Source organism: Catenulispora sp. MAP12-49 (genome assembly GCF_041262705.1).
GTDB lineage: Bacteria > Actinomycetota > Actinomycetes > Streptomycetales > Catenulisporaceae > Catenulispora.
Genome location: NZ_JBGCCP010000045.1, coordinates 1 through 23,849 on the forward strand (window position 1 = coordinate 1; position 23,849 = coordinate 23,849).

Sequence of the window (23,849 nt, forward strand, 5' to 3'; positions counted from 1 at the left end):
AAGAAACCGGCCGCACCATCAAGCCTGACAGCACCCTCACACCCACACCACCCCAACAACACAATGGGCAACAGGATCAACGGATCCCGCAAACCCTGCGCGAAGCCGTCAACAAACGCCTGTGACTGTCAACCCACCAACAAACCGCAACCAGCCACACCCACCCACACACACAAAAGTCAGGGGCGCCGAAAAACCGCGCGGAGGACGAGCGCCGACGACTTAGGCCAGCATCTCCCGCGCGACCCCGCGCAGCAGCCGCACCAGTTCGCGCGGTGCCGCGGCCTTCGCGTCGGCGCGCGTGGCCACGCTGACGATGCGGCGCGTCGGGGCGTGGGGGCCGAGGCTCTCCACCGTCACGCCGGCGACCGGGCCGGTGACGGTCAGGCGGGGCAGGATCGCCATGCCGACGCCTTGCGCGATCATCGACAGGACCACGCCGTCGTCGGCGACCTCCAGCGTCGCTTTGGGCAGGAAGTCCTGGGTGCGCCACCAGTCGCGGGTGTACGAGGAGCAGTTCTCCGGCCAGTCGATCAGCGGCAGGCCCTGCGGTTTTCTGCGCGTGGCGGGGTAGGCCAGCACATAGGGCTCGCGCAGCAGCTCGCCGACCACCAGGCCGTCGGGGGCTGCGGTGTCTTCGTCGAGGGTGGCGATGGCCAGGTCCGCGCGGCCTTCCTCGACCTCGCCGACGGTGCCCGCGCCGAGTTCGGGCACGACCAGCACGCGCGGCGTGACGCCCGGATACCGTGCGCCGAGCCCGATGATCGCCGGCGGCAGCAGTACCGCCGCGGCGCTGCGGAACGCCGCGACCCGCAGCGTGCCGCTGACCGTGCCCTCCTCCGCGCCGCGCGCCTCGGCGCCCAGAAGCTCCAGCTGGCGCAGCACCTGCCGGGCCCGCACCACGGCCCGCTCCCCCGCCGGGGTCGGCCGCGCACCGGCGCGGCCGCGCTCGAACAGCACGGCTCCGACCTTGCGCTCCACGCCGCGGATCGCGTGCGACACCGCGGACTGCGACGTCCCGCTGACCTCCGCGGCGGCGGTGAAGCTCCCCATGCGCGCCACGGCGACCAGCAGGCGCAGCTCCGAGGGAGCGAGGTCGGTCATGCGATCACTGTAAACCGAGCTACGCGATCATGAAAGCCGCTCATGGAAACGGGTTATCCACAAACGCGCGCATCTGCTTCTGAGCTGCACGGTTCCCTACTGTCATGGCCATGCCAGTCAACGCGACCTACCAAGCCATCCGCCAAGCCCGCCGCCCGCAGGGCCGCCCCGCGGCCGCCGATTTCGAGTTCGTCTCCGGGCCGATCCCGGACCTCGCGCCGGGCCGGATCCTGGTGCGGAACCTGGCCCAGTCTGTCGACCCGTACATGCGCGAGGCGATGCACTGGGGCGACTGGGAGAAGGGCTTCGGGCTCGAGGGCCGGGTGCTGGGCCGGGTCCTGGCCTCGAAGGACCCGGGGGTCGCCGAGGGCAGCGTCGTCTTCCACCGGCACAGCTGGGCCACGCACGCGGTCGTCACCGCGGCCGACATCAGGGTCCTGACCGTCCCCGAAGGCGTCCCGCTCACCGCCTACCTCGGCATCCTCGGCGGCACCGGCCTGACCGCCTACGTCGGGCTGAAGCGGATCGCGAAGCTCCAGCCCGGCGAGGACCTGTTCATCTCGGCCGCCGGCGGCGGTGTCGGGACGGCGGCCGCGCGCATCGCCCGGGTGCTGGGCGCCGGCCGGCTCATCGGCAGCACCGGCTCCCCGGCGAAGGCGAAGCACCTGGTCGAGCACGTCGGCTTCGACGCCGCCGTGGACTACCGGTCCGCGACGCCACTGGCCGACCAGCTCAGCGCCGCCGCGCCGCACGGCATCGACGTCTACTTCGACAACGTCGGAGGCACGCACCTGGAGGCCGCCATCAGCGTCCTGCGACACCACGGACGCATCGCCTGGTGCGGCGCCGTCGCGCAGTACGACGACCTGGACAACCCGCCCGCCGCGCCGGCCAACCTCTACGACATCGTCGGCAACGCGCTGCGCCTGGAGGGGTTCCTGGTGCGCGACCACCTCGACGCCCGCGAGGAGTTCGAGGATTTCCTGATCCCGCACATCGTCTCCGGCGCCGTACCGGTCGACGAGACCGTGGTGCACGGCTTCGCCAACACGGTCGACGCCTTCGTGTCCATGCTCGGCGGCGGCAACACCGGGAAGATGGTCGTCACCTTCGAAGAGGACTGATTCAAAGTGGGCTGATTCAGAGTGGGATGAGGCTCAGGCCACCCGCTCCAGATCCGACCGCACCACCTGATGCCGCAACGGAAATCCGCTCACCAGCCGCTCGACCTCGTCCACCACCGCATCGCCGATCCGCGACAGCTCGTTGCCGACGGAACCGGCGATGTGCGGGGTGAGGAAGACGTTCGCAAGCCCGTACAGCGGCGAATCCGCAGGCAGCGGCTCGGGATCGGTGACGTCCAGGACCGCGCTGAGCCGGCCGGAGACCAGCTCGGCGGTCAGCGCCTCGGCCTCGATCAACGCGCCCCGTGCCGTGTTGATCAGGGTCGCGCCGTCGGGGATCAGCGCGAGCCGGCGCCGGTCGAGCATCCCGCGAGTGGCCGGCAGGTCCGGCGCGTGCACCGTGACGACGTCGCTGCTGCGCAGGAGATCGTCCAGCGACAGCAGCACGGCGCCGAGCTCGGCGGCCTCGGTCGGCCCGACGTAGGGATCGCTCAGGAAGACCTCGAAGTCCAGCGGCCGCAACAACTCCAGCAACCGCCGCCCGACCCGCGAGGCGCCGATGACGCCGACCCGCCGGCGGTGGTTGCCGAGCGTGTCCCGCCGCCGTTCCCGATCGGGATCGGGCGCGCCGCGCGAGCCGGTGAACGACTCGCGCAGCACGAAGGCGTTCTTGCCCGCCAACAGGATCGCGGCCAGCGTGTACTCGGCGACCGGGATCGCGTTGGCCTCCGCCGCCGAGGACACCAGCAGCCCGCGCTCCCAGCACGCGTCCGTGACGTAGCCGCGCACCGTCCCGGCCGCGTGCAGGATGGCGCGCAACCGCGGTGCGCCGTCCAGCACGCTCTGCCCGATCGGCGGCGCGCCCCAGCCGGTGATCAGGACCTCGGCCGAGGCCAGCGCACGCGCCGCCTCGGGCTGCCGGAAGTCGTCGACCACCAGACAGGCGTCGATCTCGGTCAGCTCGCGCAGCCGGTCCATGGCCTGGGGCGAGAACAGCCGGGGCAGGTTCTCGTGGAGCATGGCGAACAGCGTCGTGGGGCGCGCGGTCAAAGCTCCTTCTCCTGCTCCTGATCCTCGGGCCGGGCCCCGGCCGGAACCGCCGCGGGACGCTCGCAGGTGCTGCCGATCCGCACCGAGTCCCCGCTCTTCGCGGCGGCGAGCAGCGATTCCATGACGTCCAGCACGTGGTAGGCCAGCTGACCGTTCGCCCGGTGCGGAACCCCCTCGCCGAGCGCCCGTGCCAGGTCCGAGACGCCGTAACCGCGTGAGGCGTCGCGGTATCCGCCGCGCTCGGGGACCTGTTCCCACTCCTTGGCCTCGGCTCGGAAAATGCGCACCTCCCCGTCGAACCCGTTGGGATCGGGCACCTCCAGCGATCCCCCGGACCCGTAGACCTCGATCCGCGGCAGCTGCCCGGCCCACACATCGAAGCTCATCAGCAGCGTGGACAGCGCGCCGTCCTCGTGCTCCAGCACGCCGGTGACATGTGTCTCCACCTCCACCGCGAACTCGGTGCCGGCCCGGGGTCCGCTGCCGATGACCCGTGTGGGGCGCGGAGTGGAGCTCATCCCCACCACGCGCTTCACCGGGCCGAGCAGCGTGACCAGCGCCGTGAGGTAGTACGGGCCCATGTCCAGGAGCGGACCCCCACCGGGGCGGTAGTAGAACTCCGGGGCCGGATGCCAGCGTTCGTGGCCCGGCGTGACCATGAACGCGGTCGCGGCCACCGGGACGCCGACGTCCCCGGCGTCCAGGACGGCCCGCGCCGTCTGGATCCCGGTGCCGAGCACGGTGTCCGGCGCGCAGCCGACGCGCACCCCGGCGCGCTCGGCCGCTTCCAGCACCGAGCGGGCCTCGGCGGTGGTGGCCGCGAGCGGCTTCTCGCCGTAGACGTGCTTGCCGCCGGCGATCGCGGCGTGCGCGACCTCGGCGTGCGCGGCCGGGATGGTCAGGTTCAGGACGAGGTCGACGTCCTCGGCCGTGTACAGCTCGTTCGGCTTGGCGGCGCGTGCCCCGGGGATCCGGGACGCGGCCGCAGCGGCGCGGTCCGCGTCCAGGTCGGCGACCGCCGTGATGCGCAGGTTCGGCAATCGCGGCACCGCCTCGAAGTACTGGCCGCTGATGTTGCCCGCACCGACCACGCCGACGCGCAGCGCCGGTGTCGCCGATGTCGCCGATGTCGTCGGTGTCGTCGGTGTCATCGTGTCGCCCATGCCATTCCCCTCCTGATCATCGCATCGACTTCGGGTACTTCCACGTCGGCCATCCGGTGGCCGACCGCGGTGACGAAGACCCGGCCGGCTCCCCACTCCCGGGTCCAGGTGATCGGCACGACGGCACCGGCGAGCTCGTGGGTGTCCGGGTCCTCGGCGTAGTCGGTGACCGCCAGGACCTCGACCTGCGGATCCATGTGCAGGTAGTACTGCTCGGTGGTCACGGTGAACCGCTCGATCCCGGTCATGATCGGGTGTTCGGCGACGGTCCGTACCTCGTAGGTGGTGAACTCCCGCGGGTGGTGCACGAACTGCCCGCCGGTCATGAGCTGATAACGGGTCTCGCTCCGGAAGGCATCGATGACGCCGCCGTGCCAGCCGGCGAACCCCGTCCCGGCTCGCACCGCATTGATCAGACCACTGACCTGGTCACCGCTGATCTGGCCCATGGTCCAGCACTGGACGATCAGATCGGTGCCGGCCAACAGGTCCTCGTCGAGGTAGCTGTCCAGGGTGTCGGAAACCGTGACGTCGTAACCGTCGTCCTTGAGGACGGCCGCGTACTTGTCGCTCGTGGGGACCGGGACGTGGCCGTCCCAGCCGCCCCGGACCACCAAAGCGTGCTTGGTCTGTGAAGTCATGAGATCTCCTCCGGGTTCTGTGTCACTGCCACGCCTCCACTGCCGGCCGCCGCACCGCCGGCGACGCCCTCGACCAGGTTGCGTTGCAGGAGCGCGAAGACGGCCAGGATCGGCAGCGCCACGATGATCGTCGCCGCCGCGACCAGCGGCCACTGCGAGGAGTACTGCCCGAAGAACGAGAACAGGCCGCGGGTCACCGGCCACAGGCTCTGGTCGTTGAGCATGACCAGGGGCAGGATCAGGTTGTTCCAGCCGGCGACGAAGCCGAAGATGCCGAAGGTGGCCAGCGCCGGCTTCATCTGCGGGACGACCATCGTGAAGATGTAGCGGATGTACCCGCAGCCGTCCAAAGCGGCGGCCTCGTCCATCTCGCGCGGGATGGTCTTGATGTACCCGACGAAGAAGAAGAACCCCGCGCCGGTCAGCGAGGTCATGATCAGGTAGCCGATCCGGCTGTTGTAGGTGCCGATCTTCTGGGCCTCGATGAACAGCGGGATCAGGCCGGCCGGCAGGAACCCGGAGAACACGAAGAAGCCGTACAGCAGGTTGGAGTGCTTGAACCAGCCGCGGGAGATCGGGAAGGCCAGGAACACACCGAGAATCAGGGTGATGATGTCGGGGATGACGGCGTACAGCAGGCTGTTCACCATCTCGTTCGAGAAGTCGCCCTGGCTCCAGGCGTCGCTGAAGTTGGAGAACGTCCACGAGTGCGGCAGCCCGGTCGGGTCGTTCAGGAACTCGTTGTTGGTCTTGAACGCCTGCAGCGCCAGGTAGACCAGCGGCAGGGCGAAGAATCCGACCGAGATGACCAGGCAGACCAGTTGCAGCCCGCCGGTGCGTGTCATCTCGCGCAGTCGCAGGCTCACAGCGTCACCTCCCGCCGGCGCAGGAAGACCAGCAGAGCGCTGCCGATCACCAGGGTGATCACGAACTGCGCCACCGCCAGCATCGAGCCGTAGCCCAGCGACGGGTTCACGCCGAACGCGGTGTCGAACATGTACATGCCGAGCGTCTTGGTGCCGTAGTGGCCGTCCGTCAGGACCCTGATGAGCGCGAACTCGCCGACGCACCCCATCGCGGTCAGGAAGACGTTCACCGTGGTGGCGTTCGCCAGCAGCGGCCAGGTGATGTGGCGGAACGTCCGCAGGCGCCCGGCGCCGTCGAGCGAGGCGGCCTCGTACAGCTCCGGCGGGATCCGCCGCAGCGCGGCGATGTAGACCAGCATCGTGTAGCCGCTGAACATCCAGACGTTGATCATGATGACCAGCCACAGGGCCCAGCTCTGGTCGCCCAGGAAGGCGCTCGTCGAGCCGAACAGCCCGTGGTACACCGGCTCGGCCGGGCCGTTCTGCGGGTCGAAGACCAGCGAGAACAGCACGCCCACGATGGTCACGGAGAAGACCTGCGGCATGAAGATCAGGGCGCGGTAGAGCCCGAATCCGTGCCGTCGGTGGCGCAGCAGCAGCGCGAGTCCAAGGCCGATCGCGATCTGCAGGACCGTGACCCCGGCCACGTACTTGAGCGTCACGACCACCGAGGCCGAGAAGTCGGACCAGGAGCTGTTGAACGCGTTGCTGTAGTTGCACAACCCGCAGAAGTGCAGCGGGGTGCCCGGGAAGCCGGAGTACTCGGTGAAGGAGAAGAAGACCGTCGACACCGACGGGAACAACCCGAAGACCAGCCAGCCGATGGAGGGCACGGCGATGGAGGCCCAGGGCAGCCACCGCCGTGTCCGCTTTGTGCCGAAGGGGATGGTGCTCACAGGTCAGTGCCCCACTGCCGACTTGTAAGCGTCCGCCGATTCCTTGAGCGCCTGGGCCGGGGTCTGCGAACCGAACGGCTGCATCTTGGTCCGGTCCTGGTCGCCGGCCGCCGTCGGGAACTTGGTCGACGTCCAGGGCTGCTCGGCGTTGACGAAGCCCTGCGAGGCGTGCGTGGACAGCCAGTCGGTCCAGGACAGCGCGGGCGTCGGCACCGCCGGCTCGGTGGAGATCGATCCGGTGGCCTTCAGCCACGCCGCGTAGTTGTCCGGCTGGGTGAACAGGTCCAGCCACTCCATCGCCAGCTGCTGATGCTTGGACCAGGTCGGGACCACCCAGGACAGGTCCGGCGCCAGGACGGCGCGGTTCGCGGCGGCGTCGTCGGCGCCGGGCAGCGCCATGAAGCCGAAGTTCAGGCCCGGGTTGGACTGTGCGATGGTGTTGCCGTCGTAGGAGCCGTCGAAGAAGAACGGGAAGTCGTTGGTCTTGGCGGCCCAGACTCCCGGAGCCGACTGCGCAGGCACACCCGCGGCGTTCGGCTCCATGTAGGACAGGACCTTCTCGTACCGGTTCGCGGTGTCGGCGTAGACCGGATCGGTCCAGCTCTGGGCACCGTTCCAGAAGTCCTGCGCGCGCTTCTCCCACACCGCCGGGGCGTCGGTGCTCGGCTTGTCCTGCATCAGCAGCTGGTTCATGATGCCGAACCACGCGATGCTCTGGTAGCCGTCCTTACCGGCCACATACAGCGGCGTGATGCCCTTCGACTTCAGGACGTCCATGTCGTTGATGAACTCGCTGTAGGTCGTCGGGACCGACAGGCCGTACTTGGTCAGCAGGTCCTTCTTGTAGAACATGCCGGAGTTGTTGACGTATTCAGCCGTCATCACGCCGTAGGTGCCGTTGTTGTAGCCCATGGCGTACTTCTGCGCGGCCGGGTCGAAGCGCTTCATGAACGGCTGGTTCGACAGGTCCACGAACTGGCCGGACTGGATCAGCGCCGGGGTGCCCTGCGGGATGATGCCGGTCGAGGCCGGCGGATAGGCGTGCGGGGTCGGCGGGAACTGCGCGAGCACGTCCACGCTCTTGGCCGAGACCAGGCTCTGCCACAGCGTCGGCCACGCGTTGCCGGCCGTCGGCGCGGTCTGCATCTTGATCTTGACGCCGGGGTGCTGCTTCTCGAACTCGGCGTTCACCTTCTCGGTCTGGGCGACCGCGGCCGGGTTCGTCCACATCGCGATGGTCAGCGTCTGCGACGAGCCCGAACCGCTTCCGCTGCTGCTGCCACAGGCGGCCAGACCTGCGGCGAGCGGCACGGCGGCGAGCGCCGCGAAAGCACGGCGGAAACCCACTGATTGCAAAGGTGTTGTTCTGGCCATGACGGCTCCTCGAAGAAGAGTTGGGAGGTCACGGCCGACGGGCTTCACACCGCGTTCACAGCGGTGTGACGAAGTCCTGGAGGTGTCCCGAAGTATCGGAGCGGATCGGCGGCGGGGTCAAGGTTTGTCGGCGTCAAAAGACTTCTCTGACAAGGAAAACCGCTAAAGCAATGATCTTCAACTGGCATCTGTGCAGATCAGCGCGGTTCACAACGGGGCTTCAGTGAGAAGCCTTGTCGGACTAACACTCTTGGAGTTACATACCCCTCACGTCGCCGACGGCGCGTGTCCTGGAGGAAACCAAACCACCCGCCATCTGCAAACCCCTGAAGGGGGAACTGATGCTGCGCACGGTTCGACGCGGAGCGATTCCGCTGCTGTGCGGCCTCGCCGCCAGTGTGTTCGTCGCGCAATATGCGACCGCCGACCCCGCACCAGCACACGCAACGGCACCGCGAACGGCAACGACAACACACGCCACCCCCACTTCCGACTACTGGGCCTCGCAGTTCCAGTTCGACAACAACGGAACACCGTGGTCCACGGCGGACTTCACCGCCGTCAAGGCCAAGGGCATCGACCGCGCCGAGCTCAACATGCCGTGGTCCAAGCTGGAGCCGGCGCGCGGCACCTTCGACTTCTCCGAGCTGGACACCGAACTCGCCAACGCCAAGGCCGCCGGCGTGAAGCTGGTGCCGATCTTCTGGCAGTCCGGCTGGGGCGGCAGCCCGGCGACGTTCGAGACGGACCACGAGGTGACCAGCACCGGCGCCACCGGCGTCGCCCTGGCCTGGTGGGACCAGACCGAGCAGAACGACTACTTCGCCTACGTCACCGCCACGGTCGCGCACATCACGCACAACCCGGCCTATGGCGGCTCGTTCATGGACTACGGCCACCTGGACGCCCAGTGGCTGGACGGTCCCGGCGTGGGCGGCTGGGCGCCGGCGGACATCGCGTACTTCCAGAACACCTGGCTGCCGGCCACCTACAAGACCATCAATGCCTTCAACACCAAGTACGGGACCACGTACACGTCGTTCAGCCAGGTGCCGGCCGCGCTCCCCGGCGCCCCTCTGGACAGCGTCTACCAGGCCTTCCGCCAGTGGAGTGTGCAGGACACGTACGACCGCCTCACCGCGGCCGTGCGCAAGGTCAGCGACGGGCCGCTGTTCTACTACTTCGGCGGGCACATCGCCAACGCCCCGCAGCTGGGCAACCTGCCCGACATCTTCTTCAACCTGGCCAGGAAGTACCACGCCACGGTCGTGGAGGACGCCGCCAACTCCGCGGGCCTGAGCCTGCTGTTCGGCAGCCTGGGCCGGGCGTACCACGTCCCGGTCGCGCAGGAGTGGACCGTGTTCGGCACCGACGACCAGATCCCCGCCGAGGCCACGAACTGGCTGTCGATGTACGCGATGACGCTGCCGTACGGCGGCGGCGAGGACTTCTTCATCCACGACGGCACCAGCAAGGACGTGATCGGCTACCCGATCTACACCTCCTGGCTGCCGCAGCTGAAGAAGCTGTCCGGCTCGTTCCCGACGCAGCCGGTGGCGGTCTACATCGACTACTCGCAGGCCCGCGGCAACGACAGCGGCGGCAGCCTGAACAACGTCGAGAACGACATGACCGCTCTGTGGGACGGCTACCAGGCCGGCTCCTCCGTGGTCACCAGCGAGGAGATCGCCAACCACGCCGACAGCCTGTCGCACTACCGCGCCGTGCTGCCGATGAACGGCTCCGACGCGAACATCGCCGCGTACCAGAAGGCAGGCGGAACGGTACTCAGCAACGGATCCCAGCTCGCCTCCTACGCGCCGGCCTACGCCGACCTCACCAGCCAGCACGCGCTCCAGGTCGTCCCGGCCACCGCCGCGGACCATCGCAGTGCCCAGATCACGCTGGGCGAGGTGAGCCCGAGCTTCGGCTACACCGGCTCGGTCACCCTGCACCCGAAGGGTCTGAACCTCGTCGCCGGCACCTACCACGTGGTGGACGCGCTGACCGGCCAGGCTCCGGCGCAGAAGGTGCTGGCCGACGGCAGCCTGTGCGTTCCGGTCGCGATGAAGTCGGCGCAGCTCGACCAGTGGTCGATGCTGCCGGGCGCGGCGCCGGCCGGCACCCCGGTCCCGGACCAGTGCCCGTCGTCCAGCGGCGGCGCGACGTCCGTCACCGGCACCGCCGGGCAGGGCGGCGGCGGCCTGCTGTTCCTGTCGGTCGGCGCGACCGGCCTGGGCGGCGACGGCAACCTCACCCAGGTGACGCAGGACGGCCAGACCGCTTATGAGACCTGGACCTCCGCGCAGAGCGGCGTCACGCCGGCCAACGTCTACCTGCAGCTCGATCCGTCCAGCCAGGTCGCCAAGGCCTCGACGGTGACGGCGAACGTCACCTACTGGTCGGTCGCCGGTCAGGGATTCCAGGTGCAGTACGACTCCCCCGGCGCCCCGTACTTCGGCGGGCCGACCGTGGCCGGCAGCGGCACCGGCAGCTGGCAGACCGCGACGGTGACGCTGACCAACGTGCAGTTCGCCGAGTTGCAGAACCTGTCGGCCGACCTGCGCCTGGCGGTCACCGACCCGACCAAGCCCCTGTATGTCAGCAGCGTGACTTTGTCCACGGCCGGCTGACGCACCGGGCCTGACGCACCTGACGCACTTCCGCACCACCGCTTCGAAGGGACCGCCCCACCGTGCACGACGACCGCAAACTGGTGGAAGACCGCATCACGCGGTATCTCAGCCACGTCCTCCATCCCGCTCTGCACCCCGAGCGCACCGCGCTGACCGTCAGCGCCTGGCACGTCCCCGGCGAACCCGTGCCGGTGGCCGAGGCGCTCGCCGTCCCGCCGGCCGACTACCGGCCGTTCGCGATCGGCGAGACGTGGGGCGGTCCCTGGTCCACCACCTGGTTCCGGATCGAAGGCACCGTTCCGGCTGAATGGGCCGGACGGCGCGTGGAGGCCGTGTTCGACCTCGGATTCGACCCGAACCGGGGACCCGGCGGCCAGGCCGAGGGCCTGGTCCACACCCCCGACGGCCGCGCGCTGCACGGCCTGCACCCGATGAACCGCGACGTGTTGGTCAGCACGAGCGCCGAGGCCGGCGCGAGCGTCGAGTTCCTCGTCGAGGCCGCCGCCAATCCCGGCATCGAGAGCGCGCACGGCCGCCACACCCACTTCGGCGACCGCGCCACGGCCGGCGAGGACCCGCTGTACACGCTGGTCTCCGCCGACCTCGCGGTGCGCGACGAGGAGGTCTGGCACCTGATCCACGACGTGGAGGTGCTCGACGAGCTGATGCGCGAGCTGCCGCCGGACAGCCCGCGCCGCCACGAGATCATGCGGGCCCTGGTCCGGGCCGCGGACGCCACGGATCCGCGCGACGTGTCCGGCACGGCCGCCGACGCGCGCGGCGAACTCGTCGAGGTCCTGGCCCGGCCCGCGTATGCCTCGGCGCACAAGATCAGCGGTGTCGGCCACGCGCACATCGACTCGGCGTGGCTGTGGCCGCAGCGCGAGACGATGCGCAAGTGCGTCCGCACCTTCAGCAATGTGCTGTCACTCGCCGAGGAATACCCCGAGCTGATCTTCGCCTGCTCCTCGGCGCAGCAGTACGCCTGGGTCAAGCAGTCCCGGCCCGAGCTGTTCGAGCGCATCCGCAAGGCCGTCGGCGAGGGCACGTTCGTCCCGGTCGGCGGCATGTGGGTGGAGGCCGACGGGAACATGCCCGGCGGCGAGGCGCTGGCCCGCCAGCTGGTGTACGGACGCCGGTTCTTCGCCGAGGAGTTCGGCATCGAGCAGGACGGCGTCTGGCTGCCGGACTCCTTCGGCTACACCGCCGCCTACCCGCAGCTGGCCCGCCTCGCCGGCGCCAAGTGGTTCCTGTCGCAGAAGCTGCACTGGAGCGAGACCAACGAGCTGCCGCACCACACCTTCGCCTGGGAGGGCATCGACGGAACCAGGATCCTGACCCACTTCCCCCCGATCGACAGCTACAACGCCCAACTCACCGGCCGCGAACTGGCGCACGCGCAGGCCAACTTCCGGGACAAGGGCGCCGCGACCGTGTCGCTGGCCCCCTTCGGCCACGGCGACGGCGGCGGCGGCCCCACCCGCGAGATGCTCGAGCGCGCCCGCCGGCTGCGCGACCTGGAGGGGTCGCCGCGGGTGGAGGTGCGGAACCCGTCGGCGTTCTTCCAGGAGGCCGCCGCGGAGTACCCGGACGCCCCGGTGTGGCGCGGCGAGCTGTACCTGGAGTACCACCGCGGCACGTACACCAGCCAGGCGCGCACCAAGCGCGGCAACCGGCGCTCGGAGGCGCTGCTGCGGGAGGCGGAGCTGTGGTCGGCGACGGCCGCGGTGCGGGCCGGAGCGGCTTATCCGCACGAGGAACTGGACGATCTGTGGCAGCAGGTGCTGCTGCATCAGTTCCATGACATCCTGCCCGGGACGTCGATCGCCTGGGTGCACCGGGAGGCCGAAGCCGTCTACGGCCGGATCCACGAGCGGCTGGAGGCGGTGATCGCGAAGGCTTCCGAAGCTCTCACCGCGGGTGATTCGACTGCCGTGCTCAATGCGGCGGCCCATGCTCGCCGCGAGGCGGTCGTACTGGCTTGCGCGCCGTCCACCGAGGTGGCTTCCCAGGTTCTGGCCGATGGCCGGTTCGCCGCTCTCGCCGACGTCCCGGCGCTCGGTGCCGGCGGTCTGCTGCCTGACCTCGCCGATCTCGCGCCGGTCACCGTCGCCGCCGGCGCCGACGGCGGCTACATCCTGGCCAACGGCCTCATCGAGGCGCACCTCGACGCCGACGGCGTGCTGCGCTCCGTCCGCGACCTCGCCCTCGGGCGCGACGCCATCGCGCCGGGCGGCGCGGGCAACCTGCTGCAGCTGCACCGCGACCAGCCGAACCTGTGGCCGGCGTGGAACCTGGAGCGGCACTATCGCAACGTCCGGACAGACTTGACCGAGGAGAACGGCGCCCCGGCGACGGTCACGCTGCTCGACGAGGGACCGCTGCTGGCGACGGTGCGCGTCGAGCGGTCGTTCGGGGAGTCCGCCATCGTGCAGGACATCCGGCTCGGTGCCGGGGCGCACCGGCTCGACGTCGTCACCGACATCGACTGGCGCGAGCGGGACGCGGTGCTGAAGTCCGCGTGGGAGTTGGACGTGCACGCCGAGCACACCGCGGCCGAGATCCAGTTCGGCCACGTCACCCGCCCCACGCACGAGAACACCTCGTGGGACGCGGCGCGCTTCGAGGTGTGGGCGCACCGGTGGATCCACGTCGGGGAGCACGGCTGGGGCACGGCGCTGATCACCGATTCGACGTACGGCTACGATGCTTCGCGTCTGACCCGGCCGGAGGGGGGAAGCACCACGACAGTGCGGCTGACCCTGTTGCGCGCGCCGAACTCGCCGGATCCGCAGGCCGATCTGGGGCGGCACCGGTTCGCCTACGCCGTCGTGCCCGGCGCCGACACCCGCGCGGCTTTGGCCGGGGCGCACGCGCTGAACCTGCCGTTGCGGGCGGTTCCGGCGGGCGGCGGCGCCGGCGAGCCTTTGGTGACGGTCGACAACCCCGATGTGGTCGTGGAGTGCGTCAAGCTCGCCGACGACCGTTCCGGCGACGTGGTGGTCCGGCTCTACGAGTCCCGGGGCGGCCGGGCGTCGACCCGGATCGACGTCGGCTTCCCGGTGGCCGGGGCGGCGGTGACCGATCTGCTGGAACGGCCGGAGACCCCGCTGGCGATCCCGCTGGAGTTGACGCTGCGTCCCTTCCAGATCGTCACCTTGCGCCTGTCGCCCGGTCATTCGGATGGGTGACCTGCCCGAGCACTCGGTGCTGCGCCGGTGGGCCGACGGCGACGGCCAGCAGGCGCTGCGCGCTTCGATCGTGCTGCTGGCCGCCGAGGGCCTGCGCAACGCGGACATCGCGCGGCGCCTGGGCGTCTCGCGGCAGACGGTGAGCACGTGGCGCAAGCGATACGCGGCCGAGGGCCTGGACGGGCTGCTGGACCGGGCCCGCACCGGGCGTCCGTCGGCGGTGGACGAGGGCGAGATCGTGGCGAGCATCCTGACGTCCACGCCGGACGCCAGGACCTCGCGGATGGTGGCCCGGCGCCTGGGCTGTTCGCACACCGTCGTCGCCGAGACGCGGCACCGCTGGAACCTGACCGGGAGCCGGCTGACCGTCCCGCAGATCCCGGTGGTGCCCGCGCTGGAGCCCAGCGACCTGTGGCCGGTCGGACTGCATCTGGACGCGGGCTGCACGGTGCTGGTGTTGGCGGGGCGCTCGGTCGCCAGCGTCCCGCCGCCCTCGGCCGAACCGGCGGTGGATCCGTACGCGCTGGCCGCTGTCGGGAACGCGCTCGTCGAGGCGACGGCCGCCGCGCAGACTGAGGCGGCGGCGCCCACAGCCGGTTCCGGTCCGAACCCGGAACTCGACTCCGTCGGCCCGTTCCTGGACGCGGTACGCCGAACGCATCCGCTGCCGGAACTGCACGCCGTAATCCTGCGCGCCGAGCCCTCGACCACACGGCCGTTACAGATCCAGATCGCAGAACGCTGCTCCCATCTGGGGATCACAGTCCACCAACCGCCGGAACGGACCACCAGCCTGTCGTTCACGCGCGCCGTCTTAGCCCTGGACGCCGCCCGGCATCCGGAGTCCTCCACGCGCGTACTGCTCGACGTGGCCTCGGTTCTGTCACGCTACGTCGACAGCCCGGATCCGGCCCGCGTGCGGTGGATCCGCGAACCTCTGCCGGCACCGTCGGCCGCGCCGCCGACGCTTCCGCTCCCCGCGCCGGGCCATTCGGGTCCGGCGACCGGCGGCGGGGCCAACCAGATCGACCTGGGCTCGTTCAACGAGTGCGTCGTGATCGAGACGGTGCGGCTGGCCGGGCGGATCACGCGCGGCGAGATCGCCGAGCGGACGAGGCTGACGCAGCAGTCGGTGTCGCGGATCGCGCGCTCGCTGATCCAGCGCGGCCTGCTGGTCGAGGAGCGGCAGCGGCATTCGGCCGTGGGCAAGCCGAGCAGCCCGGTGCGGCTGCGGGACGGCGCCGCGCACGCGCTGGGCATCCACATCGACCCGCACGTGCTCACGGCGGTCCTGGTCGATCTGTCCGGACGGGTCGTCGCCAGGCGGTCCGAGCCGATCACCTCCGACCCGCGGCCGGGCGCGGTCGTGACGCAGATCGCCGATCTGGGCGAGACAGTGCTCGAACAAGCCGGGCACGGCCGGTGGGAGGAGGGCTTCCTCGGCATCGGCGTGGCCACCCCCGGTCCGGTGGACACCGTCTCCGGGACGGTGCTCGATCCGCCGCTGATGTCGGTGCTGCGGGACGTACCGCTGCGCACCTTGCTGGAACGCCGTTTCTCCTGCCGCATCGTGATCGAGAAGGACTGCTCGGCGGCGGCGGTCGGCGAACGCTGGATCGGGCGCGACAGCCGGGCCTGCGATTTCGTGTACCTGTATCTGGGGACCGGCGTCGGGACCGGGCTGTTCCTCAACGGCGACCTGTACCGCGGGCTGACGGCCAACGCCGGCGAGTTCGGCCAGCTCTGCGCGGTCACGCTGGGCCGGTTCGACGCGTCGGGGCGGCCCGAGATCCTCCCGGAGTGCAACCCGGGGAGCTACGCCCCGAGCTACGCCCCGAGCCACGCGCCCTCGGACCAGCAGCCGCGCACGCTCGGGCGGCAGCGCTCGCGGCTGACCGTGCAGCAGGCGGCGAAGGCCGTCAGCCGGGGCGTGCTGTCGGTGATCGACCTGCTGGACGTCGGGCTGGTGGTGGTCGGCGGGCCGTTCTTCACCGGAGAGGTGGCGGACGTGTGGCTCACCGAGATCGAGCACGCGGTCAACGCCTACCCGACCGCGCGCCGGCTGCGCCGCATCCGCGTCGAGCGCTCGGTGAACAGCAGCGAGGCGGTCGCGGTCGGCGCCGCGTCGACCATCTTCCACTCCACCTTCACCCCGCGGCTGCGCCGCACGCCCTGAGGACCACCGCTCTCATGAACGACCCGCGCCTGCCGCCGGAAGACCGTGTCCTGTCCCCCTTCACCGGCTGGACGCGAGCGCACTGGGAGGCGGTGGCCGACCACTGGCTGCTGACCGCCCGCCGCCACGCCTCCCCCGGCGGCGGCCTGATCACGCCGCCGGGCCGGCCGTCGGCGGCCGGGATCCGGAGCGACGGGATCGAGGGCTTCGCCCGCAGCTTCCTGACAGCCGCGCCGCTGCTGGCCGGACGGCTCGACGACCCGCACGACCACGCGGGGTGGTACGCGCGCGGCCTGGCCGCCGCGATGGCGCCCGACGGGCCCGACCGGTGGGGCCGGGCGATCGGGGTCGACGAGATCCGGCAGTGGAACGGCACCCCGCAGCCGATCGTGGAGGCCGCGAACCTCGCCTTCGGGCTGGCCGTGTGCCGCACGCAGGTGTGGGACCGGCTGGACGAGAAGCTGCGCGAGCAGACCGCCGAGTGGCTGGCGCATCACGCGGCCAAGCACGGATCGGACAACAACTGGCTGTTGTTCACGGCGGTCATCGAGGCGTTCCTGCGGTCGGCGGGGTACGAGGTGCCGGGCGGGCACGCCCAGGAGGACGTGGACCTGTTCGAGTCCTGGTATCTGGGGGACGGCTGGTTCAACGACGGGCCGGTCAGTCCGACGACGCGGCACGGGAACCGGGTCGATCACTACAACTCGTGGGTCATCCACCCGTTTCTGTGGCAGTGGTATCAGCTTTCTGAGCAGCCTGCGGAGCGGCGGGAGCGGTACCTCGGGCGGTTGGGCCAGTTCGCCGACTCGTACGCGTTGCTGTTCGCCGCCGACGGATCGCCGCTGTTTCAGGGGCGTTCGCTGACGTATCGGCAGGCGATGCTGGCCGGGTTGTGGACCGCGGCGCTGGCCGGTGTCGGGGGTGAGACGGCGGGGGCCAGGCGGCGGCTGGCCAGCGGTGTGTTGCGGCGGTTCACGGTGGATTCGGGGGTCGGCGGTGGCGGCGCCGCGCCGTCGTTGGGGTGGGGCGCCGCGGAGTTCCTGCCGATGTGCCAGGTCTACAGCGGTCCCGGTTCGCCGTACTTCGCGGGGATGGGGTTTCTGGGACTGGCCGCCCCGGCCGACCACGCGTTGTGGACCGAGGCCGAGGAGCCGCAGCCTTCGGAGCGCGGCGACTGTGTCAGGACTCTGCATGGCGTCGGCTGGGTGATCCGTTCCGGCGACGGCGTGGTGCAGATCGCGAACCACGCCAGTGACCACGTCGTCGATCCGGACACCGGAAGCGGCGATCCGCATTACGCCTCGATCGGCTCCTCCACGCACACCGCGCCCGGCGTCGGCGATGCCTGGACCGCCGGGGTGGACGGGCGGGTGGCGCTGGTCGACGAGTGGGGGCGCGCGACCCGCCGGGAGGGGTTGCGGGGCACCGCGACCGGCGAGGGGGTGCGGGGCAGCGCGGGCGGCGAGGGCTGGGCCGCGTCGTGGTACCGGCCGCGCATGGGTGGCGTCGATGTGCCGGGGGCTCGGGTGGTGTCGGTGTCGGTGCTGCATCAGGGTATTGAGCTGCGTGCGCATCTGGTGACGGCGCCGCCCGGCTGGACTGTCCGCGAGGGATCGTTCGCGGTCGCGGGCGCCACCGAACCCGTCGCGGAGGGGACATCGGTGCACGGCGACGAGGTGGCGGTCCGGCTCGTACCGCTGCACGGCTGGACCGGCTCCGGCATCGCCCGCTTCCACGGCGCCAACGCCCTCGGCGAGCACAGTGCCGCGCCGTATCTCACGGCCGAGCCGGTGCCCGGACTGCCGACGGTCTACGTCTCGGCGCACTGGCTGGGGCGGAGCGCGCCGGCGGGCCCCGTCCCCGTCACCATCCCAGTCACCGTCGCAGTGGCCGGCGAATGTCTGGTCGCAACATGGGGCGACGGCCGACGTGACGAATTCGTGCTCGGCGAACTGTTCGGCTGAACGGCCGGGCTGAGTGGTGGGTGCGGGTTGGTCCCGATCTGATCAGGCCCAGTCGATACTGCTGTCCACCGTGAGCTCGCGCAGCTCCGCCGACCCGTCGTCCTCGTCGTCGTCGGCACCGTCGGCGGCGAGGACGCCCTCGTCCTCGTCCGGGTCCGCCTCCTGATCGAGCACCAGGTCGAAGATCCCGGGCAGCCAGCCCAGCGCCTGCTCGACCGCCTTCAGCGCCACCATGTTGGGCGGGTTGCCGGCCTCGACCCGCGCGATCACCACCTCGGTGACGTACGCCAGATTGGCGAGGTCGGACCGGCTCCAGCCCCTCGCCTCCCGGGCCTTGACGATCATCGCGGCCAGGCGATCGTATTTCCCGCTCACCCTCCCATCCTGGGGTATAGCAAGGCTCGGTGGTGAGGGGTTCGATCAGAGAATTGTGTGCGGGATCTTCAGAATCTCCAGAAACGCCGCAGCCGCCGGCGTCCGCGTCTCGCGACCCCAGATCGCGCACTCCACCCGCTGCGGCGCGTCGAGGACCGGGATGACCGTCACGCCGTTCAGGGACGGCGCCCACGCGGCCGGCAGCAGGGCGATCGCCAGGCCCGGGGCGACGAGGCGTGCCGTGTAGTCGGCGGTGGTCACCTCGTAGGCCACGTCGCGGGTCAGGCCGGCGGCCTCGAAGGCCTCGTCGGACTGCAAGCGGCCCGCGGTCCCGGCCGGGAGGTCCACAACGAGGTCGTCGCTGGCGCCGACGCGCAGGCTGATCCGCACCCGCGGGTAGCGCTCGTGGAAGTCGCGCAGGGCGCCTGGGATGTCGACGGCGGTGACGGTCGGGATCAGGCCGACGGCGAGCCGGCCGCGCACCTCGCCGACGGCGGCGGCCACCTCGGCCGCGGCCCGGTCGGCGGCCTCCAGGCACTGCCGGGCGGCCGGGAGGAAGGCGGCGCCGGCCGGGGTCAGGCTCACGCGGCGGCTGGTGCGCTCGAAGAGCCTGGCCCCCAGCTCGCGCTCCAGGCGGGCGATCTGGTGGCTCAGCGCGGACTGCACGACCAGGCATCGCTCGGCGGCCCGGGTGAAGCCGCCGGTCTCGGCGACGGCTATGACGTAGCGCAGTTGCTGGAGTTCCATACCGTCCATCGTGAATCACGATCGATGGCGCTGGTGGGGCTCGGCCACTCGCGCGGCGGCGCGCTGGTCGCGGCGGCGGTGTGGGGCCTGGCGTTCGGCGCGTCGAACCTGTGCCAGATCAACCTGGTGCTCTCCTCGGCGCCGGACCGGTTCGAGGCCGCGATGTCCATCAACACCCTGGGATTCAACGTCTCGATCGCGCTCGGCGCGCTGATCGGCGGGGTGTTCGCGGACCAGTCGGGGGTCTCCAGCGCGGTCTGGTTCGGCGTCGTGCTGACGGCCTGTTCGTTGCTGGTCTCGCTGGTCACCCGGCGCGAGGCGCCGAGCGACGCCCCCGAGGAGGCGCTAGCCGCGGTCGGCTGAGGGCCTGGTCGCGACGCCGAGGATGTGCGTCTGGATCGGCAGCGGGATCCGGGTCTGCGGGAACTCGAAGTAGTCCAGTTCGGTGACGGTGAAGCCGGCGGCGGCGATCGCGGCGGCGGTGTCGCGGGCGGTGTGGCAGCCGCCGGCGGCCAGCGGCCAGATCGTGGCGTCCAGGACGCGCTGCAGGCCGCGCATCCCGCCGTTGTCGGACCGCACATGCTCGAAGAAGCGCAGGATGCCGCCAGGTCGCAGAACCCTGCTGATCTCGGCCAACGCGATTCTCTGGTCCGTCACCGAGCACAGCACGAGACACGCCACCGCGGCGTCGAAGGAGCCGTCGGGGAACGGCAGCGCCTCGGCGCGGCCCTCGACGACCGCCACCGGCACGGACGCGGACCGCGCCGCCGCCTCGGCCAGAGCGCGCAGGTCCGGCTCCGGTTCGACGGCGGTCACCTGCCCGACCGTCCCCGGATAGCGGGTGAAGTTCAGGCCGTTGCCCGCCCCGACCTCGACGACGTCACCGCTCAGCCCGGCCAGCAGCCGGTCCCGGTGCACGCCGATGCCGGCCTTCTCCAAAGAGGGACCAGCGCACTTCGCATAGATCCGGGCGAAGACCGGGTGCTTGATCCTGCCGCTCATCGCCGCTACCTCCTTCTGGGTCCGGGTTCCCGTCACCTCTCATTGTGCGAGGTGACGGGAGTCCGGCGCACGGAGGCGGTCCGGGAAGGGCTCAGCCGGCGGCGGGCAGCGCGGCGAGGATCTCCGCCGTGGTCCCGTTCTCGGCCAGGCGCGGGAAGATGCGCTCCACGCTGTTCTGGTGCGCGTCGGCGTCGGAGTCGGTGACCGCGTCGGTGGCGACCGTGACGTGGTAGCCGTGCTCGTGCGCGACGCGCGCCGTGGACTCCACGCCGATGCTGGTCGCGATGCCGGTCAGGACGATCTGCGTGACGCCGCGGCGGCGCAGCTGCAGGTCGAGGTTCGTGCCGTAGAAGGCGGACCAGTTGCGCTTGGTGACCCGGATGTCGGCCTCGTGGCCGTCGAGGTCGGCGATGATCCGGTCCCAGCCCTCGGGGAACTGCCGGCCGCCCGCGCCCTGGTCGGTGCGGCCGGGCATCACGTCCGCGCCGTCCGCGGCGAAGGTGACGTTGACCAGCACGACCGGCAGGCCGCGCTCGCGGAAGGCCTGCGCCAGCTCCACGGAGTTCTTGATGACCTCGGCGGTCGGGACCGGCGCGCCGGGCATGGCGGTGATGCCGTTCTGCAGGTCGATGACGACCAGCGCGGTCTTGGGGTCGATGGTGGTGATGGCCACGGGGAGTGCCTTTCCTTGGGGACTTCAGGGTGTGTCGGAGACCTTGCCGAGCAACTCGGCCGCGATGAGGACCGCGCGGATCTGCTCCGGGGTGCCGTGCTCGGCCAGCGCGCGGGCCATCCACTCCTGCCGCGCCTGCCGCGCACCGAAAGCGCGCGTCCGGCCGGTGTCGGTGAGGCTGATGAGCTGGCGGCGGCCGTCGTCCGGGTCGGGGTCCCGGCGGACAAGGCCGGCCTGCTCGAGCGCGGCGACGGTCTTGACCGTCGCCTGGTGCGAGACCTGCTCGGCGCCGGCCAGCTCGCCGACCGTCGCGGAGGGCACCTTGGTCAACCGGGTGAGCACCGAGGCCTGCGCCGGCGTCAGACCGGCGTCGCCGGGGAGCGCGCCGAGGCGTCGGCGCAGGCGGCCGACTACGACGAAGATCTCCATGGCCGCGCGCAGCGCCTCGCCATGAAGGTCGTCATGAAGGTCCTCGGCAGGCTCGGGCACGGCCCCCACGATAGATAGAAAGGCTGGACTTCGCAACCATGGGTGCGCAGTCCAGCCTGAACAAAGGAGGGCCGCCGGGATCCTTGGATGATCCCGGCGGCCCGCTGTCCCCGAACGTCCGGCGGAGCTACTTGCCGTTGCCGGACTTGGTAGGGATCGGGGTCTCCCTGTCCGCGTGCTGGGCGAGCACCTTGCCGGACGCGTCGTAGGCCACGAGGCCCGGGGAACCGGTCATGTCCGCCGGCTCGGGCGGCAGGAGCGCGTACAGCGCGATCCAGTCCTTCATCCCCGGTGTCGAGACCAGCGTCGCGGGATACCGCTTGCCGAGCATCAGGACTTCGGCACGCACCGGGATCCCAGGGCCCTGGAACACCGCCAGGAGGCCTCCGCCTCGGGGCAGCGTCACGGCGCTGAGGTTCGCCGGGGCGCCGGGCCGCCGCCGGACGTTCGGGTCGGTGGTGTCGATGCAGCCCGGTGTGTCCGGGGTGGTGGCCGGTAGACCTATGAACGTCCGGGAAGCGGTGTAGCAGGCCTCGGTGTCCGTCACCCGGACCGAGAAGCCGTCCGTCACCGTGATCGTCGTCCCCGACGCCACCCGGACCGTCGTGCCGGGCTGCGGCGCGGTCGGGCTCGCACTCGTGCTCGTGCCTGTGCCTGTACCCGTGACCGGCGGACTGGACACCGCCGCCGGCGTCACTCCGCCTCCGACCCCGGCCGACAGACCCGGCCCGGCAGCGGCCCCGTGTCCGCCCGAGCCGTTGAGTGTCGCGACGCCGATGCCGACCGCCGCGACGGCCAGTGCGCTGCCGGCCGTGCCGATCGCGCGCATCCGGCCGCGGCGGCGGGCCGCGATCCGCGCCCCGGCCGCCGATACCGGTGCCGACGGGTCGGTGCGATAGTCCATCATCCCGGCGAGGTGTTCCTCGAAACCGTCTTCCATTCCTGATTCTCCTTCCTCATCGATCGGTGCCCTTCGTTGCGCCGCCGCGTCAGTCGACACGCGCCAGCGCCAGCCCGGGCATGCTTCTCAGGCGGGTCAGGGCCCGTGCCAAGGTGCTCTTCACGGTCCCGACCGCGATCCCGGCCTCGGCCGCGATGGCCGGCTCGGTCAGGTCGCAGTAGAACCGCAGCACCACCACCTGCCGCTCGCGGCGGGTCAGCCCGGACAGCGCGGCGAGCACGAGGTCGCGCCGGGCCTGCTCGCCGGCCAGGTCCCCGCCGGCCGCGCGGTCGGGCAGCCCGCCGGCCGACAGGCTGACCTCCTTGTGCCGCTTGCGCCGCCACCAGTCGTTCTGCTGGTTGATCATCACGCGGCGGATATAGCCGGTGGGGTCGTCGGCCTCGATCCGCGACCAGCGCGGATACACCTTGATCAGCGCCGACTGCACCAGGTCGGGAGCGTCCTGCGGGCTGCCGGTCAGCAGCTCCGCCAGGTGCACCAGGCGGGCCGTGTTGGCGGCCACGAACTCCGCGAAGCCGGCGTCGTCGCTTTCCTTGTCCGAATGCCTCACACCCCTGCCAGACGGGTCCGGGGCGCCCGATGGTTCTGTTCCCGTTCGGAGCAACGGATTGGCCGCCGGGTGTCAGGACCCTGCCCAATGAAGTCCGTGGTCGAGAAGGCGAAGAACGAAGACAGCTGGGGAGGCCCCGGGCACACCGTGGTGCTGGCGGTGGTCCTGGTGTTCCCGATCCTGAAGGTGGCCTGGACCGTCGGCGGCGGCGACGCGGCCTGGGACGTGCTGGTCGCCCTGGAGCCGAAGAACTGGCTCGACGTGCTGATGGGCATGGTGCGCAGCAGCGCTGTGCTGGCCATGATCCTGGCGCTGGTGACCGCGCGCATGACGTTCCTGGCCATGGCCGCGCGCGGCGGCCTGCCCCGCGGCACGGACCGGCGCACCCTGCTGATCGCCACCGCCATGTCGCTGATCAGCCCGCTGGCCTTCGGCCTGCTGATGACGGTGTTCTTCGACTGGCGCTGGGGCGCGGCCACCGCCGTGCTGGCCTGGCTGCTGCGGCAGGGGGTGGTGATCGAGTACCGGACCGGCCACCGCGGCCACCGGGAGCGCTCGCAGGCGCTGGCGCCGTGGCAGCACCGGCTCATCACGGCCGAGCGCGTCGCCGCGACCCTGCTGGCCGTGGTGGCGCTGCCGGTCGCGGCGTTCGCGGTGGCCCTGGACGGCCGGTCCTGGTCCTCGCTGGTGACGTGCCAGGTGCAGCTCGGCACGACCGAGCAGTCGAACACGCTCATCGAGCTGACCCGGATGGGGAACGGGATCGTCGGCTGGGACCTGGACCACAACCAGGTCGCCAACGCCCAGGGCTGTGTACCGCTGGAGAACCTCGTGATCCGTGAACCGTGGTGGCGGTCCTGATCCGCG

21 protein-coding genes are annotated in these 23,849 nt (G+C 70.9%); 7 read left to right on the forward strand and 14 right to left on the reverse strand.

What is annotated here, in order from left to right:
- Nucleotides 1-222: 222 nt before the first annotated feature.
- Entirely contained in the window at nucleotides 223-1,104 is an 882-nt protein-coding gene (locus ABIA35_RS43545; protein ID WP_370339781.1) for a LysR family transcriptional regulator, read from the reverse strand.
- Nucleotides 1,105-1,214: 110 nt separating this feature from the next.
- On the opposite strand from ABIA35_RS43545, the gene ABIA35_RS43550 reads away from it, so the two are divergent.
- Nucleotides 1,215-2,228, forward strand: a complete 1,014-nt coding sequence (locus tag ABIA35_RS43550; protein WP_370361921.1) for a zinc-binding dehydrogenase — start codon at nucleotides 1,215-1,217, stop codon at nucleotides 2,226-2,228.
- Between the two features lie 33 nt (nucleotides 2,229-2,261).
- Here the strand turns inward: ABIA35_RS43550 and ABIA35_RS43555 are convergent, their stop codons facing one another.
- From ABIA35_RS43555 to ABIA35_RS43580, 6 genes are read right to left on the reverse strand one after another with little or no spacing between them, the layout of a single operon-like run.
- Nucleotides 2,262-3,278, reverse strand: coding sequence for a hydroxyacid dehydrogenase (locus ABIA35_RS43555; protein WP_370361922.1), 1,017 nt, complete (start codon nucleotides 3,276-3,278; stop codon nucleotides 2,262-2,264).
- Nucleotides 3,275-4,441 carry a Gfo/Idh/MocA family protein gene (locus tag ABIA35_RS43560; protein WP_370361923.1) on the reverse strand — a complete coding sequence of 389 codons (1,167 nt, stop codon included), beginning with the start codon at nucleotides 4,439-4,441 and terminating at the stop codon, nucleotides 3,275-3,277. Before ABIA35_RS43560 ends, ABIA35_RS43555 begins: the two co-directional genes overlap by 4 nt.
- Nucleotides 4,426-5,082 carry a ThuA domain-containing protein gene (locus ABIA35_RS43565; RefSeq protein WP_370361924.1) on the reverse strand — a complete coding sequence of 219 codons (657 nt, stop codon included), beginning with the start codon at nucleotides 5,080-5,082 and terminating at the stop codon, nucleotides 4,426-4,428. The genes ABIA35_RS43560 and ABIA35_RS43565 overlap by 16 nt, the downstream gene beginning before the upstream one ends.
- Complete coding sequence (locus ABIA35_RS43570) at nucleotides 5,079-5,948, reverse strand: carbohydrate ABC transporter permease (protein ID WP_370361925.1); 870 nt, start codon at nucleotides 5,946-5,948, stop codon at nucleotides 5,079-5,081. The genes ABIA35_RS43565 and ABIA35_RS43570 overlap by 4 nt, the downstream gene beginning before the upstream one ends.
- Nucleotides 5,945-6,844 carry a carbohydrate ABC transporter permease gene (locus ABIA35_RS43575; protein WP_370339771.1) on the reverse strand — a complete coding sequence of 300 codons (900 nt, stop codon included), beginning with the start codon at nucleotides 6,842-6,844 and terminating at the stop codon, nucleotides 5,945-5,947. The genes ABIA35_RS43570 and ABIA35_RS43575 overlap by 4 nt, the downstream gene beginning before the upstream one ends.
- A 3-nt stretch (nucleotides 6,845-6,847) precedes the next feature.
- Nucleotides 6,848-8,218, reverse strand: coding sequence for an ABC transporter substrate-binding protein (locus tag ABIA35_RS43580; RefSeq protein WP_370361927.1), 1,371 nt, complete (start codon nucleotides 8,216-8,218; stop codon nucleotides 6,848-6,850).
- A gap of 341 nt (nucleotides 8,219-8,559) precedes the next feature.
- Between ABIA35_RS43580 and ABIA35_RS43585 the strand changes: the two genes are divergently transcribed.
- The 4 genes from ABIA35_RS43585 to ABIA35_RS43600 all read left to right on the forward strand — a co-directional run bounded on the left by ABIA35_RS43585 (nucleotide 8,560) and on the right by ABIA35_RS43600 (nucleotide 18,185).
- A complete protein-coding gene (locus ABIA35_RS43585) occupies nucleotides 8,560-10,851 on the forward strand; it encodes a glycoside hydrolase family 42 (RefSeq protein WP_370361928.1) in 2,292 nt (763 codons plus the stop codon).
- 62 nt (nucleotides 10,852-10,913) lie between these two features.
- Nucleotides 10,914-14,045 (forward strand): alpha-mannosidase, encoded by a 3,132-nt coding sequence (locus ABIA35_RS43590; RefSeq protein WP_370361929.1) that lies wholly within the window; start codon nucleotides 10,914-10,916, stop codon nucleotides 14,043-14,045.
- The gene (locus tag ABIA35_RS43595) at nucleotides 14,038-16,221 is read left to right on the forward strand and encodes an ROK family protein (RefSeq protein ID WP_370339763.1); all 2,184 of its coding nucleotides are present in this window, start codon (nucleotides 14,038-14,040) and stop codon (nucleotides 16,219-16,221) included. Before ABIA35_RS43590 ends, ABIA35_RS43595 begins: the two co-directional genes overlap by 8 nt.
- A gap of 14 nt (nucleotides 16,222-16,235) precedes the next feature.
- Entirely contained in the window at nucleotides 16,236-18,185 is a 1,950-nt protein-coding gene (locus tag ABIA35_RS43600; protein WP_370361930.1) for a DUF2264 domain-containing protein, read from the forward strand.
- Nucleotides 18,186-18,227: 42 nt separating this feature from the next.
- On the opposite strand, the gene ABIA35_RS43605 is transcribed toward ABIA35_RS43600, so the two are convergent.
- Together ABIA35_RS43605 and ABIA35_RS43610 are read right to left on the reverse strand one after the other, a co-directional pair.
- Nucleotides 18,228-18,560 carry a multiprotein-bridging factor 1 family protein gene (locus ABIA35_RS43605; RefSeq protein WP_370339759.1) on the reverse strand — a complete coding sequence of 111 codons (333 nt, stop codon included), beginning with the start codon at nucleotides 18,558-18,560 and terminating at the stop codon, nucleotides 18,228-18,230.
- 45 nt (nucleotides 18,561-18,605) lie between these two features.
- On the reverse strand, nucleotides 18,606-19,307 hold the full coding sequence (locus tag ABIA35_RS43610) for a LysR family transcriptional regulator (protein WP_370361931.1): 702 nt from the start codon (nucleotides 19,305-19,307) through the stop codon (nucleotides 18,606-18,608).
- Nucleotides 19,308-19,331: 24 nt separating this feature from the next.
- On the opposite strand from ABIA35_RS43610, the gene ABIA35_RS43615 reads away from it, so the two are divergent.
- Nucleotides 19,332-19,670, forward strand: coding sequence for an MFS transporter (locus ABIA35_RS43615; RefSeq protein ID WP_370339755.1), 339 nt, complete (start codon nucleotides 19,332-19,334; stop codon nucleotides 19,668-19,670).
- Here ABIA35_RS43615 and ABIA35_RS43620 read toward each other — a convergent pair.
- From ABIA35_RS43620 to ABIA35_RS43640, 5 genes are all read right to left on the reverse strand, one after another.
- Nucleotides 19,653-20,309: a class I SAM-dependent methyltransferase gene (locus ABIA35_RS43620; protein WP_370361932.1), complete on the reverse strand. Its 657-nt coding sequence runs from the start codon at nucleotides 20,307-20,309 to the stop codon at nucleotides 19,653-19,655. The genes ABIA35_RS43615 and ABIA35_RS43620 overlap by 18 nt on opposite strands.
- Before the next feature lie 91 nt (nucleotides 20,310-20,400).
- Nucleotides 20,401-20,982 (reverse strand): hydrolase, encoded by a 582-nt coding sequence (locus ABIA35_RS43625; protein ID WP_370361933.1) that lies wholly within the window; start codon nucleotides 20,980-20,982, stop codon nucleotides 20,401-20,403.
- Nucleotides 20,983-21,006: 24 nt separating this feature from the next.
- Nucleotides 21,007-21,471, reverse strand: coding sequence for a MarR family winged helix-turn-helix transcriptional regulator (locus ABIA35_RS43630; protein WP_370361934.1), 465 nt, complete (start codon nucleotides 21,469-21,471; stop codon nucleotides 21,007-21,009).
- 127 nt (nucleotides 21,472-21,598) lie between these two features.
- Nucleotides 21,599-22,411: a hypothetical protein gene (locus ABIA35_RS43635; protein ID WP_370361935.1), complete on the reverse strand. Its 813-nt coding sequence runs from the start codon at nucleotides 22,409-22,411 to the stop codon at nucleotides 21,599-21,601.
- Between the two features lie 49 nt (nucleotides 22,412-22,460).
- Nucleotides 22,461-22,982, reverse strand: a complete 522-nt coding sequence (locus ABIA35_RS43640; RefSeq protein ID WP_370339745.1) for a SigE family RNA polymerase sigma factor — start codon at nucleotides 22,980-22,982, stop codon at nucleotides 22,461-22,463.
- Nucleotides 22,983-23,069: 87 nt separating this feature from the next.
- Between ABIA35_RS43640 and ABIA35_RS43645 the strand changes: the two genes are divergently transcribed.
- On the forward strand, nucleotides 23,070-23,843 hold the full coding sequence (locus tag ABIA35_RS43645) for a hypothetical protein (RefSeq protein WP_370361936.1): 774 nt from the start codon (nucleotides 23,070-23,072) through the stop codon (nucleotides 23,841-23,843).
- Nucleotides 23,844-23,849: the final 6 nt, after the last annotated feature.

Bases quoted from the DNA above. Each gene is read 5' to 3' on its own strand.
- ABIA35_RS43545 (WP_370339781.1), bottom strand. From the start codon at position 1,104: ATGACCGACCTCGCTCCCTCGGAGCTGCGCCTGCTGGTCGCCGTGGCG.
- ABIA35_RS43550 (WP_370361921.1), top strand. From the start codon at position 1,215: ATGCCAGTCAACGCGACCTACCAAGCCATCCGCCAAGCCCGCCGCCCG.
- ABIA35_RS43560 (WP_370361923.1), bottom strand. From the start codon at position 4,441: ATGGGCGACACGATGACACCGACGACACCGACGACATCGGCGACATCG.
- ABIA35_RS43565 (WP_370361924.1), bottom strand. From the start codon at position 5,082: ATGACTTCACAGACCAAGCACGCTTTGGTGGTCCGGGGCGGCTGGGAC.
- ABIA35_RS43580 (WP_370361927.1), bottom strand. From the start codon at position 8,218: ATGGCCAGAACAACACCTTTGCAATCAGTGGGTTTCCGCCGTGCTTTC.
- ABIA35_RS43585 (WP_370361928.1), top strand. From the start codon at position 8,560: ATGCTGCGCACGGTTCGACGCGGAGCGATTCCGCTGCTGTGCGGCCTC.
- ABIA35_RS43595 (WP_370339763.1), top strand. From the start codon at position 14,038: ATGGGTGACCTGCCCGAGCACTCGGTGCTGCGCCGGTGGGCCGACGGC.
- ABIA35_RS43600 (WP_370361930.1), top strand. From the start codon at position 16,236: ATGAACGACCCGCGCCTGCCGCCGGAAGACCGTGTCCTGTCCCCCTTC.
- ABIA35_RS43610 (WP_370361931.1), bottom strand. From the start codon at position 19,307: ATGGAACTCCAGCAACTGCGCTACGTCATAGCCGTCGCCGAGACCGGC.
- ABIA35_RS43615 (WP_370339755.1), top strand. From the start codon at position 19,332: ATGGCGCTGGTGGGGCTCGGCCACTCGCGCGGCGGCGCGCTGGTCGCG.
- ABIA35_RS43620 (WP_370361932.1), bottom strand. From the start codon at position 20,309: ATGAGCGGCAGGATCAAGCACCCGGTCTTCGCCCGGATCTATGCGAAG.
- ABIA35_RS43635 (WP_370361935.1), bottom strand. From the start codon at position 22,411: ATGGAAGACGGTTTCGAGGAACACCTCGCCGGGATGATGGACTATCGC.
- ABIA35_RS43645 (WP_370361936.1), top strand. From the start codon at position 23,070: ATGAAGTCCGTGGTCGAGAAGGCGAAGAACGAAGACAGCTGGGGAGGC.